The 14,378-nt window shown below is 38.7% G+C and carries 15 protein-coding genes; 7 read left to right on the top strand and 8 right to left on the bottom strand.

Going from position 1 to position 14,378, the window contains the following annotated elements:
- Positions 1-134: 134 nt before the first annotated feature.
- Both ACIQXQ_RS09635 and ACIQXQ_RS09630 read right to left on the bottom strand, forming a co-directional pair.
- A complete protein-coding gene (locus tag ACIQXQ_RS09635; protein ID WP_402868892.1) occupies positions 135-707 on the bottom strand; it encodes a beta-class carbonic anhydrase in 573 nt (190 codons plus the stop codon).
- A gap of 523 nt (positions 708-1,230) precedes the next feature.
- Positions 1,231-1,551 (bottom strand): DUF4870 domain-containing protein, encoded by a 321-nt coding sequence (locus ACIQXQ_RS09630; protein ID WP_402868896.1) that lies wholly within the window; start codon positions 1,549-1,551, stop codon positions 1,231-1,233.
- 199 nt (positions 1,552-1,750) lie between these two features.
- On the opposite strand from ACIQXQ_RS09630, the gene ACIQXQ_RS09625 reads away from it, so the two are divergent.
- The 4 genes from ACIQXQ_RS09625 to ACIQXQ_RS09610 all read left to right on the top strand — a co-directional run bounded on the left by ACIQXQ_RS09625 (position 1,751) and on the right by ACIQXQ_RS09610 (position 4,750).
- Complete coding sequence (locus ACIQXQ_RS09625; protein WP_402956903.1) at positions 1,751-2,533, top strand: undecaprenyl-diphosphate phosphatase; 783 nt, start codon at positions 1,751-1,753, stop codon at positions 2,531-2,533.
- Positions 2,534-2,888: 355 nt separating this feature from the next.
- Positions 2,889-3,443: a GNAT family N-acetyltransferase gene (locus tag ACIQXQ_RS09620; RefSeq protein ID WP_402956901.1), complete on the top strand. Its 555-nt coding sequence runs from the start codon at positions 2,889-2,891 to the stop codon at positions 3,441-3,443.
- A gap of 256 nt (positions 3,444-3,699) precedes the next feature.
- Positions 3,700-4,092 carry a CidA/LrgA family protein gene (locus ACIQXQ_RS09615; protein ID WP_402956899.1) on the top strand — a complete coding sequence of 131 codons (393 nt, stop codon included), beginning with the start codon at positions 3,700-3,702 and terminating at the stop codon, positions 4,090-4,092.
- A complete protein-coding gene (locus ACIQXQ_RS09610) occupies positions 4,067-4,750 on the top strand; it encodes an LrgB family protein (protein WP_402956897.1) in 684 nt (227 codons plus the stop codon). The genes ACIQXQ_RS09615 and ACIQXQ_RS09610 overlap by 26 nt, the downstream gene beginning before the upstream one ends.
- A gap of 72 nt (positions 4,751-4,822) precedes the next feature.
- Here ACIQXQ_RS09610 and ACIQXQ_RS09605 read toward each other — a convergent pair whose 3' ends face one another.
- The 5 genes from ACIQXQ_RS09605 to ACIQXQ_RS09585 all read right to left on the bottom strand — a co-directional run bounded on the left by ACIQXQ_RS09605 (position 4,823) and on the right by ACIQXQ_RS09585 (position 10,037).
- On the bottom strand, positions 4,823-6,001 hold the full coding sequence (locus ACIQXQ_RS09605; RefSeq protein ID WP_402956895.1) for a Ger(x)C family spore germination protein: 1,179 nt from the start codon (positions 5,999-6,001) through the stop codon (positions 4,823-4,825).
- Positions 6,002-6,004: 3 nt separating this feature from the next.
- Positions 6,005-7,477, bottom strand: a complete 1,473-nt coding sequence (locus tag ACIQXQ_RS09600; protein ID WP_402956893.1) for a spore germination protein — start codon at positions 7,475-7,477, stop codon at positions 6,005-6,007.
- Positions 7,452-8,561 (bottom strand): endospore germination permease, encoded by a 1,110-nt coding sequence (locus ACIQXQ_RS09595; RefSeq protein WP_402956891.1) that lies wholly within the window; start codon positions 8,559-8,561, stop codon positions 7,452-7,454. The genes ACIQXQ_RS09600 and ACIQXQ_RS09595 overlap by 26 nt, the downstream gene beginning before the upstream one ends.
- A gap of 183 nt (positions 8,562-8,744) precedes the next feature.
- Positions 8,745-8,894 (bottom strand): YflJ family protein, encoded by a 150-nt coding sequence (locus ACIQXQ_RS09590; protein ID WP_402956889.1) that lies wholly within the window; start codon positions 8,892-8,894, stop codon positions 8,745-8,747.
- Positions 8,895-8,948: 54 nt separating this feature from the next.
- The gene (locus ACIQXQ_RS09585; RefSeq protein WP_402956887.1) at positions 8,949-10,037 is read right to left on the bottom strand and encodes an undecaprenyldiphospho-muramoylpentapeptide beta-N-acetylglucosaminyltransferase; all 1,089 of its coding nucleotides are present in this window, start codon (positions 10,035-10,037) and stop codon (positions 8,949-8,951) included.
- Positions 10,038-10,226: 189 nt separating this feature from the next.
- Between ACIQXQ_RS09585 and ACIQXQ_RS09580 the strand changes: the two genes are divergently transcribed.
- Positions 10,227-11,339, top strand: a complete 1,113-nt coding sequence (locus tag ACIQXQ_RS09580; protein ID WP_402956885.1) for a mechanosensitive ion channel family protein — start codon at positions 10,227-10,229, stop codon at positions 11,337-11,339.
- A gap of 127 nt (positions 11,340-11,466) precedes the next feature.
- Complete coding sequence (locus tag ACIQXQ_RS09575; RefSeq protein ID WP_402956883.1) at positions 11,467-12,822, top strand: MATE family efflux transporter; 1,356 nt, start codon at positions 11,467-11,469, stop codon at positions 12,820-12,822.
- 56 nt (positions 12,823-12,878) lie between these two features.
- Here ACIQXQ_RS09575 and ACIQXQ_RS09570 read toward each other — a convergent pair whose 3' ends face one another.
- Positions 12,879-13,652 (bottom strand): SDR family oxidoreductase, encoded by a 774-nt coding sequence (locus tag ACIQXQ_RS09570; protein WP_402956881.1) that lies wholly within the window; start codon positions 13,650-13,652, stop codon positions 12,879-12,881.
- A gap of 161 nt (positions 13,653-13,813) precedes the next feature.
- On the opposite strand from ACIQXQ_RS09570, the gene ACIQXQ_RS09565 reads away from it, so the two are divergent.
- The gene (locus tag ACIQXQ_RS09565) at positions 13,814-14,281 is read left to right on the top strand and encodes an Hsp20/alpha crystallin family protein (protein WP_402956879.1); all 468 of its coding nucleotides are present in this window, start codon (positions 13,814-13,816) and stop codon (positions 14,279-14,281) included.
- Positions 14,282-14,378: the final 97 nt, after the last annotated feature.

Raw genomic sequence — 14,378 nt, 5'->3', positions numbered from 1 at the left:
TCGCCCACCCGCTTGTATAAGTGACAAACTGCACTTCGTGATTTTAACAAATATTCATTTAAAAATAAATAGAAACTCTTAAAAATGAAAAAGCTGATGGGATGATTCCATCAGCTTTTGGTACATTGTTTTTATTATTTTTCTATGTGGTCATAACCGTTAACGACCAGTTCCAATTTGCCTTTATCCGGAGAAATGATAAGTCCATGGACAGGAACATTCTTTGGAATCAGAGGATGGCTTTTAATAACCTCTACACTATTTTTTAAACTTTCATAAACGTCATCAAATCCACGAAGCCAACTCTTGATATCGATGCCTGAAGCTCCGATTGTATCGATTGTTTCCTTTTGAATGCCACGTTCTACCATTTTTTCTACCGTAACATCAGCATTGACAGAAGCCATGCCGCAATCATGATGAGGGATGACAAACACTTCATCCGCCTTCAATTCATATATAGCAATCAAGATACTACGCATGACGCTACCAAACGGATGAGAAACAATCGCTCCGGCCGTTTTCAATATTTTCACATCACCATTTTTGACATTCATTGATTTTGGTAACAGCTCAACAAGGCGAGTGTCCATACAACTGACGATAACCATTTTCTTTTCAGGGAATTTGTCTGTTTTGTACTTAACATATTCCTCTTTTTCAACAAATTGCTCATTATAATCTAGAATTTCATTAAGTAAACTCATACCTTCACCCTTTTTCTATGTATTCTATTATGTATTACTATTTGATTATATCAAATCTTTAGACTATTAGCCAAAAAAATTGCCTAATGCTAACCTGATGCTAATAGGAACGATGATGATGTACGGCTACACAAACCCCAGATCGCAAGTTTGCAATCCTCCTCCATACGCAAAGGGAAACTAAGAAGAGGTGTATTGGCCTTGAATATCGTTTCCCAATCCTTCGACAGCACCATACTTGATAGCCACCTTCTTTCCGGTGCCACTCATAATTTCAAAAGAATAAGAACCCTGCTGAAGTTTGTATGGATATCCATTCATTCTTGTCATAATTATAAATCATTCTATTGATCTTCACGAGGGACTTTGTACCGTTTTCTTCATAATAACCAATGAGTTCGCCTCTTCGGTTCATGGCCGATACTTTATTGATACCCCCCTTTTTATTATACTCGGCTAGTAAATGACCCTTGTTCCATCATAAAAAAAGGGATCCGCCTAAGCAGAATCCCCGGTATAAAACTTATAAAATCCTAAATATGAAGGGAATGCGATAGTCGACCCCTTCATAAGCTCTGACTGCAGCTATAATTGTAAATACAACTAAAGCTATACCTATGACCGGTAATAGTACTGCACCAATCAATATGATTACAAGTAGACCAGCGACGATGGAATATACCGTATAAGAGATAAAGAAGTTCAAATATTCCCTTCCGTGATAATCTACAAATTGGGATGAATCCTTCTTAACTAACCATATGACTAAAGGACCGACAAAAGCGGTAAAAAAGCTAATTACATATATTAGGGCAGCAAACACTCTTTCATCTTTAGTGGGCATGTGTTCTGTTCCTCCTTTCTTATATGAAATAATACGATTCAAAAAGCAATTAGTTTCATTTCTTACATGTTTTTTTTAAAAAAGTAAGTCTTTTTTCCCCCATCTTAAAACGTTAACGGATAAAAAACCGAATAAGTTGGCCCTTCCCACGCATACAGATTAAATAGTGGATTGTCCACGTAAGAATGGAGGGATATATTTGCTAAATGAATTCCAGGCCTTCATCCTTGGAATCATCCAGGGCTTAACTGAGTTTTTACCGATTTCAAGTACAGGCCATTTATATCTGGGGAGGCACATTTTCCATCTTGACGAAGCTGGCATCTTTCTAGATACTATGCTACACATTGGAACTTTACTTGCTTTATTGGTCGTTTACAAAGATGAAATCATATTCTTATTGAAAAATCCATTCTCAAAATTGACGCTTCTTCTGGTAATAGGAACGCTTCCTGCTGTTATTGCCGGTCTCCTTTTAAGTGATTGGTTTGACAGCCTTTCAAAAACAGGGTTGACGATTGGTTGGGAATTCCTCGTAACCGGAATGATTCTATGGTGGGCCGATGGAGTCAATAAAGGGAATAAGAAACTAGATGATATCTCCATAAAAGATTCCTTTATCATCGGTACCTTTCAGGCGGCTGCAATCATGCCTGCCTTATCACGTTCCGGATTGACCATCGCAGCTGGTCTTTTTTGCAGGCTTGACCGGGCAACAGCCGCCTATTTTTCTTTTTTACTTTCCATCCCTGCCATTTCCGGAGGAATCGTCTTTCAGATGAAACCCATTTTCACGGGAGAGGTTGAAAGGATCCCTTTCATGGCTCTTTTGATTGGGACCCTCGCTGCCGCAATCTTTGGATATATAGCCGTAGTCTGGATGATTGATTTCTTAAAGAAACGATCTTTGAAGGTATTTTCCATGTATGTCTGGGCACTCGGTACGATAATTTTATTCATGCAATTCACTGGACGATTTTAACAAAATAAAAAAGCAACTTTTCTTAGTGAAATGCTGACAATCGGGCTCAAAATCAAGTTGAATGCTAACCAAAACCTTCCCAATTTCCACCTTCAAAAAAAAGTTAGAAATTGACGAAAAAAAAGGCAAAAAACCTATTCCCAAACCGTTTATTTTTTAGTATTATACCTTCGTAAGGTACTTTAGATTTAAATACTTTCTGAAAATAAAAATAGGGAAGGCAAATGGTGCGCCACCGGTTTCCGGTTCTAGTGGGTTCGATTCCCACCCCGAAATTTTTTGATGAACGACTTAAAAAATTTCGAGGGTGGGCAGCGGCTACGCATAAGGACTGCCCTCAAACGGAGGGACGGAAATGTTAAAAAAGAGAGATTTTGCAGATTGTTTTTCTCTTTATGAACACATGACTCATCCAGATGTCTTCCCTTTCGTGCGCCATAAAGTAGATTCATATGAAGAATATGTATTCATTACTAAGCAAACGATTGAGGCTGAAGAAAAAGGTGAGCTCATTTCACGAACAATCTTAGATGAATGGGAAAATCCCGTTGGTTGTATTTCTTTATACGATATTGAAAACGGAGCTGGGTTCCTAGGTACATGGCTTGGAAAACCTTTTCATGGTAAAGGGTATAATGCCGTTGCCAAAGACGCCTTCTTCAAGGAATTATTTTTTGAGCTCGGCATGGAAACGGTTTTTATGAGGATTCGAAAAATAAATATCCGTTCCATTAAAGCAGCCGAAAAGCTTCCCTATGCAATCAAGGCAAATGAAACCAGAAAAGCTCTCTATGATCAAATAAATCAAAAGGAAGACATTTATGATTTATTTGAAATTCCCAAGGATTTATACACCTTGCATATCCTTAGACAGGATAATGATGAAGACCAGCAATTACTTGAAGCTTAATCTTAATAAAGGCATGCCAACTCTTTCTTACGAAAGAAAAGGTACCCTATCATTTATATACAGAAAACGGAAGCGTCCCGGATTTGGGACGCTTTTTTTATGTTTATTTACATTTCCCCCTCTTTTAGCCATATGGAGTACAATTTTTCTGGGCCGAATAAGCATATACCCTATTAATTTACTCAATCTTTTTCTATAATAAATACAATTGACCAATTACTAAATACATTCAAATAGTCATGGAAAGGATCTAATTATGAAAAAAATCATTCTTTTTATCATCCAGCTTTTCCTGTTGGTTATCATTTGTGAACTAGGGATTTATTTATCCAATTTCTTCAGTTTGCCCATTCCAGGAAGCGTAATTGGCATGCTTATATTATTCATTTTATTACAAACTAAAATTATAAAAGTGGAGTGGGTTGATATTACATCAACCTTTTTAGTCAAACATCTGGCCTTTTTCTTCATTCCGATTTCTGTAAGCTTAATGACCATGGGTTGGCTCTTTCTAAAATACGGACTTCCCTTAGCCCTAACACTGTTAATCAGTTTGATTATCGGGTTCATCGTATCATCCCTGGTCGTCCAAAAGTTCTCCCGTAGAGAAGAGGTTAAACAGCGTGACAACATTCATCACACTTTATAGTATAATGATTACGATCTTAGCCTATGCTATCGGTAGGAAAATATACAGTACACATCCTTCACCTTTTACGACGCCTGTTTTTTTTGGAACAGTCACTATTATTCTCGCGTTGCTAATAAGTGGGTTGGATTTCAATGACTATACCCCAGGCAAAGACATCATCACGTATTTCTTAGGACCGGCTACTGTTGCGTTGGCCGTTCCTCTTTATAAAAATAGAGCCATAATCGCAAAATATGCGATACCAGCAATCAGCGGCATGGTTCTGGGTCTTGCCGTGACATTAACCCTTGCCTTAACCATCGCCAAAGCCTTAACACTTCCGCTTTATATCCTTCAGGGATTGGCGGTTAAGTCCATTACAGTTCCGATTGCCGTGGAAATCACCAAAATTTATGGCGGAAACCCTAATATTTCTGCAGCTTTCGTCATTTTGACCGGTGTTTTAGGCACGATGATCGCACCTAAATTGATGGATAAACTGAACGTCACGATGCCTTTCGCCCGTGGCATTGCTTATGGCACAATTGCACACGGACTTGGGACTGCCCAAGCAACACAGGAAAGTGAATTTACAGGAGCGGTCGCAGGTGCGGCAATGGCCCTTTCCGGCATCATCATTTCATGCTTATTTCCACTAATTAATCATTTTCTGTAGCATGATAAAAAATCCACATCGTCATTTGCCGATGTGGATTTTTTATGAAAAGATTCTGACTGAGGACCTAGCCTATTGCCCATCATTCCCAGGCAATTTTGAACTTTTAAACGGATGGTAATCAAGTGTACCAGCGTTGGTCAGGTTAACTGTTATGTTAATTTGGTCAATTGAATTTTCCTTCAAATAATCATTTGGTTCCTTAAAGCCTTTAGCTTGCCAAAATTTCAATTCTTTACGGTATAGAGTTCTCCCCAGACCCAGTGGATCTCCATTCCGTTTTAAGCCTATTTCATATGTCTTTTCAATTTCTTTTCTTATATAGTCTTGAACTACATTTTCAAAGTTCTTTAAAGGTTCTGTCTTTGACATTTCCAAGATACTCCCATTAATATGTATATCCAGGTTGTATTTAGCTTCATTATCTTTAATGAACGGTTTGATTTTCACTTTAGGGTGGGATAATGAGATGTAATTCGTGCCCTTGCCTTTTTTAAATTCAAGTGGTGTTTTATTCGTATCCTCCGTTACCCAGCGCAATCCTTTTAAATCATCAATGGAATACCAATTTAACGATTTTTTATAATACAGGACAAAAGCCCCATCAATCATGAAAGTCCTGCGCTTTTTCTTGTCCTCGGTCCAATCCTTTTCACTAAAAGAAATCGTCGGAAGGATTGTTGTTATAGAGACGTCCCTGTAAGTGGAAATAAAGGTTCTCAATGAAATCGGTTTAATATAGGAAATATTTTCATAAACTGCTTTTGGAAAATGCAATTCTGAATATAAAGGAGTTAAATTGAAAAAACCCTTAATAGCAAACAATTCCTCCAATGGCTTGTTCGTCGCAAAAATATTACTTGAATACCGAATCAAATTATATCTGAAAGCGGCATCAATTATATCATTTATATTGTGCTTTAACGCCCTATCCGTCAACACAAAGGTAGAAACTTGACCAAGGTATAAGCGTTGTTGTGCCGACTGATACAAATGGTTTATTGCCTCCGCAATGGATTTCCCTGAATGTTTCCCGACATACACTTTTCCCGGTTCTGTACTCTTGTTTTCTTGCTTGGCCACACCAGATAAGTCAACCAACTGTACATATACCACATACTTGCCATCAAGATAATCTACTCCTAAAGTAGTCACGTAATGGATATCCTGAATATCCTTATAATCCCAACATCCCGTTAAAAGTGTAAAGGCCGATAAGATGAGAAAAAGCTTCGACAATCGTCGTGTCACTGTTTACTCCCCCTTTTCCGTTTGGTCTAGAGCGCCTTTAGTTTTTTTCTTAACATTCCATGGGATTTTTATAAAAGCATCTGAAACTTTCGAAAGACTTGGAGGTGAAAGTTCATTCATATAAGGTACTCCAAACGACTCGAGAGAGGAAACCCAAAAAGTAACGAATATAAATCCAATAAGTAAACCATAAATACCTAGAATAGAACTAAGTATTAAGATTAATAAACGGATGATTGATACGACCCCTGTCAAAGATTGATTAACCAAGGTATAGGAAGCCACTGACGTGACTGCAGCAATGACAAGCATTGTTGGAGATGTCAATCCGGCACGAATTGCTGCATCACCGACGATCAAACCACCAACGACTGCAACAGTCTGGCCAACTGCTTGAGGTAACCGTACTCCCGATTCACGGAACAACTCGAATAACCCTAGCATGAGAAACATTTCAAGCGCAACAGAGACAGGTAGTCCCAATCTGGAGATACTGACTGTTGCAAGTAAAGGAAAAGGCAATTGGTCTATGTTATACGCCGATAATGCCACCCAAAAACCTGGAAGCAATATAGAACACACCAATCCAAAGACTCGTAGAAGCCTTTCTAAAGAAACGAATATGAAAGGAAGGCTTGAATCTTCGGCCGCTTTAATCTGAAGCAATAATGTTGTCGGTGCTATGATGACGGTGGGTGAACCATTCATAAGTACAATGAACCTGCCTTGGTTTAATGATCCCACGCAAAAATCGGGTCTACTCGTATAATGAGTCAGTGGGAACAGCCTGAAATTTGCCTTTGAGATCAACTCCTCAAGCTGTTGATTACTAATCAATACATCAATATCAATTTCATTCAGTCTTTTCCTTACCAGCTTAACAAGTTCAGGATTTATTATGTTCTCTATATACATTAGGGCGACTTTTGTTTGGGTGCTCTTCCCAATGGTAAACTCTTCATAGGATAGCGAAGCTGTTCGCATCCTTTTACGTATGAGAGCCACATTCGTTGCAAGATCTTCCACAAACCCATCCCGTGGGCCCCGAAGAGAAATTTCAAATGATGATTCCTCCGGACTCCTGTTTGGAATGTCTGGTAAAGGTAATGCAAAAAGCTGCTGTGTTACTTGGAAAAAAATAAGGATTTCCCCGCTGAATACCCGTCTACTTATGTCCTCTTTATCAATCGGACTGCAAGAAAGCTCTGTCAAAGTCAAAGAAGGATGAAATGGAGGCTCGAGCTTTTCATGATCATCCTTTTGCTCCAGCATAACGTGAATGTATTGCAATACATTATTATTCAATTCAATTGTATCTACCATTCCGGGGTAATAAAATAAGAGGATGTTCGCTTTTTTATTCTGTTCACTTTCCATTACCCTAAATAAAATATCCGAACTATTCCTGAAAAGCTCTCGAAAAACTTCTTCCGTATAATAGTATGGTTTATCATGGGCGCTTTTGAATCGTTTCATCAGGAACCACCTTTCGTTTAGGTTTCATCTTGGCTACCACTGTAAATAAAAGAATAAGGATAATGAGCAAAAAGAAAGTACCCAGAAAATAATAGTTCTTTAAGAATGTATAAAAATGAATATCGCTTAAGGGAATTACATTGATAATAATCATCATTATTGCCAGGACCAACAGGATCCCTTTCTTCATATTCGCTGTTTTTACTCTTAATAAATCCGGAAGTAAAAACATCGCCATTGATACCCGAATAAAGGCGCCAGCAATCCATTGATATATGGAAAAAAAGTCTGTATGGGCAATGTACTTCCCGATAGTCAACAAGCGCCATTGTTCATAAGCCGGATATCGCATTTCGCTAGAAAGAATTGGGCCGAACTCAATAATGGCACCGGTAAGCGGGCCAAGGATTAATACCGTGATGATGCCCATCATCCCCAATACCGTTTTCAGTTTAATGGCCTCTCCATTTGAAAGATGATGCTGAAATAATATAACGATAATCAACTCCAGATATCCATTTGCAATGTAGTACATTGATTTAATCCCAAAAAAATAACCCTGCTCAAATAGTGGAAAGAGAAAATCATAGTTTTTTTCGGGTATATTACCAGTAGCTACAAAGATACCTAAAACAATCACAATGGGTAATAAAATCGCTGAATTAATGGCAATGGTCTTAAGGTTAGAATACGCAAGCACGGCACATATACACGCAAAAGGTATAATAATGGCGATTGAAGGTGTTTCCGGCAAGGACGTGGTACGGACCCAGTCAACCATATCTTTAGCCGTCGTCAAGATGATCGTGATCAAATATACTGAAAGCACGAAACATATTACCTTTGTAAACCGTTTTCCCATTCGATTTGCCAACCAGGGAAAAAGATGCTCCGTTTTTTTCTTCTTTAAAATCCAATACAGAAGGAACGCCCAACCAATAGATAAAACACCTGTGAGAACAGCAAATATCCAAGCATCTCTTCCTGCCACATCCAATACCAAAGGAATGATCATAACGTGGTTCAGCAATCCTACCGAAAGGATGACTATCGGTAGTGAAGAATTAAAATTAATCTTTGTCATATTTTAAACTCCATAAGGGAAAAGTTTTATCCATAACTATAAAGCATTCATTGTTTTGGAATAATAAATAGCATTTGCAGTGTTATAGGAATATATCCAAAAAGAAAAGTTATAGGGTCTATTTCTAAAAGACACTTCAAGAAAAAACATAAGGGAGCCGCAACGTAATACGTTGCGGCTCCCTTATGTTTTTTCTTTTTTAGTGAGTTCATATAAATGTCTTAACTCATAGGTTTTATACAATTCTAACTTTCTTCGTTCAATAGGATGATAACTGATTCCTGCAGTTTTTAACTGCTGAATGAACCATCCTTTCGAGTATTGGTGAGCCATCCTTCCCCCTCCTCTTTTCGAAAAAAGATATGCTTGAGGAAGGGAAATAATAACCTACTTTTTACTTTTCATTACATTCGTCAACAATTCATACATTTCCGCCGCAGTTTTGAACGGACGCTTTTGACGCATTTTCGTTTGGTATGCGTCGGAATTATTGACTAGATCAAGAAGTGCCTGGTTAAAGACTTGATCTGATAATTCCTCTTCCTGAATCACCTTACAGAAGCCTTGCTTTTCAAAGCTTGCAGCATTTAAAATCTGATCCCCACGGGATGCGGCCGCACTAAGTGGAATAAGTAGCATTGGCTTTTGTAGGCCGAGGAATTCAAAAATTGAATTCGAACCTGCTCTTGATACAACAACATCAGCAGACGCTAGCAAATCGAATAGTTCTTCATGTACGTATTCAAATGGGGCATACCCTCTTTGCTTAAGTTCCGACTTGACATTACCTTTTCCGCAAATATGAATAATTTGATAATCCTTTAATAATTGATCCAAGTTATCCGTTATCAAGTTATTTATTTTAACCGCTCCAAGGCTGCCGCCCATGACCAATAATACGGGCCTGCTATTCGTGAAACCACAAATGGTCTTGCCTTTTGAAGGTTTACCTGTGAATATCCCATCACGTAGTACCGCTCCAAGGTACATGGCCTTATCTTTTGGCAAGTCCTTTTCCGTCTCTTCAAATGTCGTGAATATTTTAGAAGCAAGCGGCATGGCAATTTTATTGGCTAGCCCTGGTGTATAGTCAGATTCATGAATCGCTATGGGGATTTTCAACATCCTTGCTGCCAATACGACCGGAACCGAAACAAATCCACCTTTTGAGAAAATGAAGTCAGGCTTAGTTCGTTTTAAAATCTTTCTTGCGTCAAAAATCCCCTTTATTACACGGAAAGGATCTTTTGCATTTTCTACAGAAAGGTACCGCCGGAATTTACCAACTGAAATCGTTTCATATCGAATTTCAGGAAATTCCTTTTCAATGATATCTTTTTCAATCCCTTTTTTAGAACCGATATAAGTAACATCCCACTCATGTTTTAAAAATTCCGGGATGATTGCTGCATTAACTGACACATGACCGGCTGAACCTCCACCGGTAAACACTACTTTCTTAGTCAAAATTTCCACCTTCCAAACTTAAAAAATCACTTTCCATCCATAGTACCACATTTCAAGGGTATATTTACTCGAAAATGCAAACAATGATATAGAATAACGTAATAAATGCAATGAGCGATTATTTTTTCATTTTCACTCTGAATATATTATAATCTTAGTATTCTACAATTCTACAGAATACATTGGAGGAACATTACATTGCAAGAAGTTTCTGAATCTCTTAATCAATTTGAAGGAATTGATGCATGGACACAACTAGGAATTTCTATCGTCATTTTCCTTCTGGTCCTTTTGTTAAGGAAAGCATTCACTACTTATATTTTCAAATTTTTCCTTAAAATCGCAAAAAAAAGAAAAATTGAATTTGCCGCCAACCTAATGCTAGCCATTGAGCAACCAGTAAGATGGCTCATCGTTTTGATAGGGATCATCATTTCGATGCACTACTTTCCAATTGACATCCCATCAGAAATTATGAGATCGAAGATATACCGTTCGGTCTTTGTCTTCTTGTTCTTTTGGACGATTTTCAATATCAGCTCGATTTTAACCATCTTGTTCCCTAAGTTAGTTAGTAAATTCGGACTGGAAGTCGATCAAATCGTGATGCCGTTCTTAACGAAAATCATTAAATTGATTATCTTGGCACTGGGAGCATCCATCATTGCGGAAGAATGGGGATTTAACGTCAATGGATTTGTTGCAGGTCTTGGACTAGGAGGTCTAGCCTTTGCCCTTGCTGCAAAGGATACTGTCAGTAACTTCTTCGGTGGAATCGTTATCGTTACCGAAAAACCTTTTACTATCGGCGACTGGATTAAAACACCAAGTGTCGAAGGGACGATTGAGGACATTACGTTTCGTAGTACGAAGGTTCGTACATTTGCGCAGGCTCTCGTTACGGTTCCGAATGCCACCCTTTCGAATGAACCAATCATCAACTGGTCGAAGATGGGCAAAAGGCAGATTGCTTTTCATTTAGGCGTGAATGTCACAACGCCAAAGGACAAGTTGGAAAATGTCATTAAGAGAGTTGAAAAAATGCTTACTGACCATCCGGAAGTCCATCCCGAAACCATACTGGTGAAATTTGATGAGTTCAGCCATACGGGTTTCAACATCTATTTGTATTTCTTCTCAAACGAAACCAACTATGGGGAGTATTTAGCCATCAAAGAAGATATCAACTTTAAGATTTTGGATATCCTCGAAGAAGAAGATGTCCAGATTGCCATCCCTTCTCAGGCATTCATCCTACAAACCGATTCGCATACAGCAGACATGAACGATTTTCAATCCATGCATGACTGACAAAAGGGACTGCCTAAATACCGGCAGTCCCTTTTTATATCTTGCCTTAAATAAAATCAAAATGTTCAAGGGATTTTATGATATAATTCTTTCATTGTGAAAAAATTTCATACACCGAGGTACATCGATGAATCAAACTTATAAAAAGTCAGAAAAGATCCGTTTGTTATTTTATATTTTGATACCTATCCTCATCACCCAAATCAGTCTCTATGCCATGACTTTTTTTGATGTGATGATGTCGGGCCAATACAGTACCGAAGATGTTGCCGGCGTCTCGATAGGAAGTTCGCTCTGGACTCCAGTCTATACGGGATTGAGTGGCATTTTGATTGCCTTGACTCCGGTCGTCTCACAGCTAATCGGATCAAGACGTACAAAATTGGTATCCTTTTCAGTGATGCAGGCCATATACTTGGCCATATCCTTAGCCGTCATAGTTTTAGTCGTCGGCTCATTTGTTTTAAACCCTATTTTGAATGCCATGGATTTGGATTCAACTGTCCACCGGGTCGCGCATGACTATCTGGTTGCCCTATCAATCGGGATTGTTCCATTATTCATATACAATGCCTTAAGATCCTTCATTGATGCACTGGGTCAAACAAGAATTTCGATGGTCATTACGTTGATCGCACTTCCGATAAATGTTGTGTTCAATTACCTTCTCATATACGGAAAATTTGGTTTTCCGAAACTTGGAGGGGTCGGTTCTGGTTATGCCACCGCGATTACCTATTGGTTAATCGCTATCATTGCCATCTTAGTCGTGGTGAAAATGAATCCGTTCTCTTCCTATCTCGTTTTCCATGAATTTTTCAGGGTATCTTGGATTGAATGGCGGTCCCTATTAAAGATAGGCGTCCCTATCGGATTGGCCATCTTTTTCGAAACAAGCATTTTCTCAGCCGTTACCCTCTTCATGAGTAAATATGATACGATCACTATTGCTTCACATCAAATTGCGATGAATTTCGCGTCATTGCTTTATATGATGCCGCTTAGTATATCTATGGCCCTAACCATTGTCATTGGATATGAAATTGGTGCTAAACGATATAATGACGCCCGTGAATACAGCAAGATAGGAATAATCATGGCTCTGTCGATGGCCCTCGTCAGTTCAGCTATCCTATTTTTCTTCCGGGAACCTGTAGCTGCTCTCTACACAAAAGATCACGCTGTAGTTGCACTAACTTCCCATTTTTTGATCTATGCCATCTTCTTTCAGATATCCGATGCCCTGCAGGCACCCATTCAGGGAGTATTACGTGGATACAAAGATGTCAATGTCACTTTCGCTATGTCACTTGTCTCCTATTGGGCACTCGGACTGCCTATAGGCTATCTATTTGCTAAGTTTACGGAAATGGGAGCTTTCGGATATTGGGTCGGTTTAATCTCAGGTTTGGCACTAGGAGCAATAGGTCTGGCCGCTCGTTTACGATACATTCAGCATATAAAATTCAATAAAACCGCTTAAAAAGGTGAAAAAAGGATTTATCCTTTCTTCACCTTTTCTTATCTTTATCTATCCTATTAGTTCTTATTGATTTTACCTAGAATATCACTTCCGCCTGTGATTGGAATGACGCTTCCGGTAATGAAATCAGATTGATTTTCGCACAAAAAGGTAATGACTCGTGCAACGTCTCCTCCTGTTCCGGGTCTTCCTACCGGGACCAACTCATCCTTCTCCCCCTTGGCCATAAAAATCTCGGCTTCCTTCCATGCACCTACGATATCCCCTGGACAGACCATATTGACCGTGATTCCATTGGTTGCTTCTTCTAATGCCAATGTTCTTGTTAAAGAGGTCAACCCGCTTTTTGCAGCAGCAAACGCCGAGCGGTAAATCCAGCCAGGTGCCGTCTCACAACGGTCAAAACCGAGCGTGATGATCCTACCCCATCTTCGCTTTCGCATATGAGGGATGATTTCCTTTGTCATAAAGAAAAAACCATTTAGATTACCGTTCATCATGTAATTCCATTCTTCACTGCTATACTCGGTCATGGATTTTCGTTCATGCAAATAAGGTCCTGCATTATGGATGAAGAAATCGATTCTTCCAAAAGTATCCATAACCACTTCCACCAGGCTCTTGCAATCTTTCTCAACTGAAGCATCGCCTTCAATTGCCAATGCTTTTACTGAGTAAATTTCCCTCAATTCTTGTACCAATGCTTTTGCTTCCTTTTGACTTTTCCGATAGGTGATGACTATTGACGCCCCCATACTTGCTAGGGAATAGGCAGTCCTTCTACCGATTCCCTTTGCTCCTCCCGTAATAACAGCTACTTTTTCATCCACAGGCATCCCTCTTTACCAAATGATTTTTATTTTATATTATACATAGGCACGAGTTATTTTCCTAAAAATTAACATATCAGAAAATGAACCCATAGGTTTGAGCCTGCATAAAATAACAAAAATAACCCTGTCACCAGAAATGCAGGAGAAAGGAATTCAATATGTTTCCTTGGAATTCACTTTTTTCTTTCCAGAAAAACTCAAATCAAAAAGACTTCTTAAAGAATATGCAGCAAAGTGATGTACAGACCTTTATTGAAAAGGTATTTACACAAGTCATACCAGAAAATATGCAAGGAATGACGAACCAAGCTAATAATCCTTTCCAAAAGGATAATAAGCCTTCAGAACACCCCTTACATTCAGAAGTTTTCGAAACGCATTCATTTGTCTTCATAAGAATACCCATCGAGGATGAAGCCTGGCTCAAACAAATGAAACTGAAACATACTTCTAATCAATCAATCGTTGAAGGTATACCAGAAGCATCGGACCGACATGTGATTACATTGCCTGCTCTCGTTAAGAAAAAAGGTGCTGCTGCACAATATAAAGACGGTACATTAGAAATCCGTCTGCCTAAAAGCTTTAATTCGCAGTATTCCGAAATCGATGTTTCAGAATTTTAATTCCTCTAGAACGAGTACATGCAATCATTTCTGAACTAACGCAAAAAAGAGTGTACCTCAAATTTCAAGGTACACTCTTTTTATTCTATTAAACTTA

Origin of the sequence: Peribacillus sp. NPDC097198, from assembly GCF_044762055.1 — a bacterium.
Classification (GTDB): domain Bacteria; phylum Bacillota; class Bacilli; order Bacillales; family DSM-1321; genus Peribacillus.
This window is presented reverse-complemented; position numbering and strand designations above follow the sequence as displayed.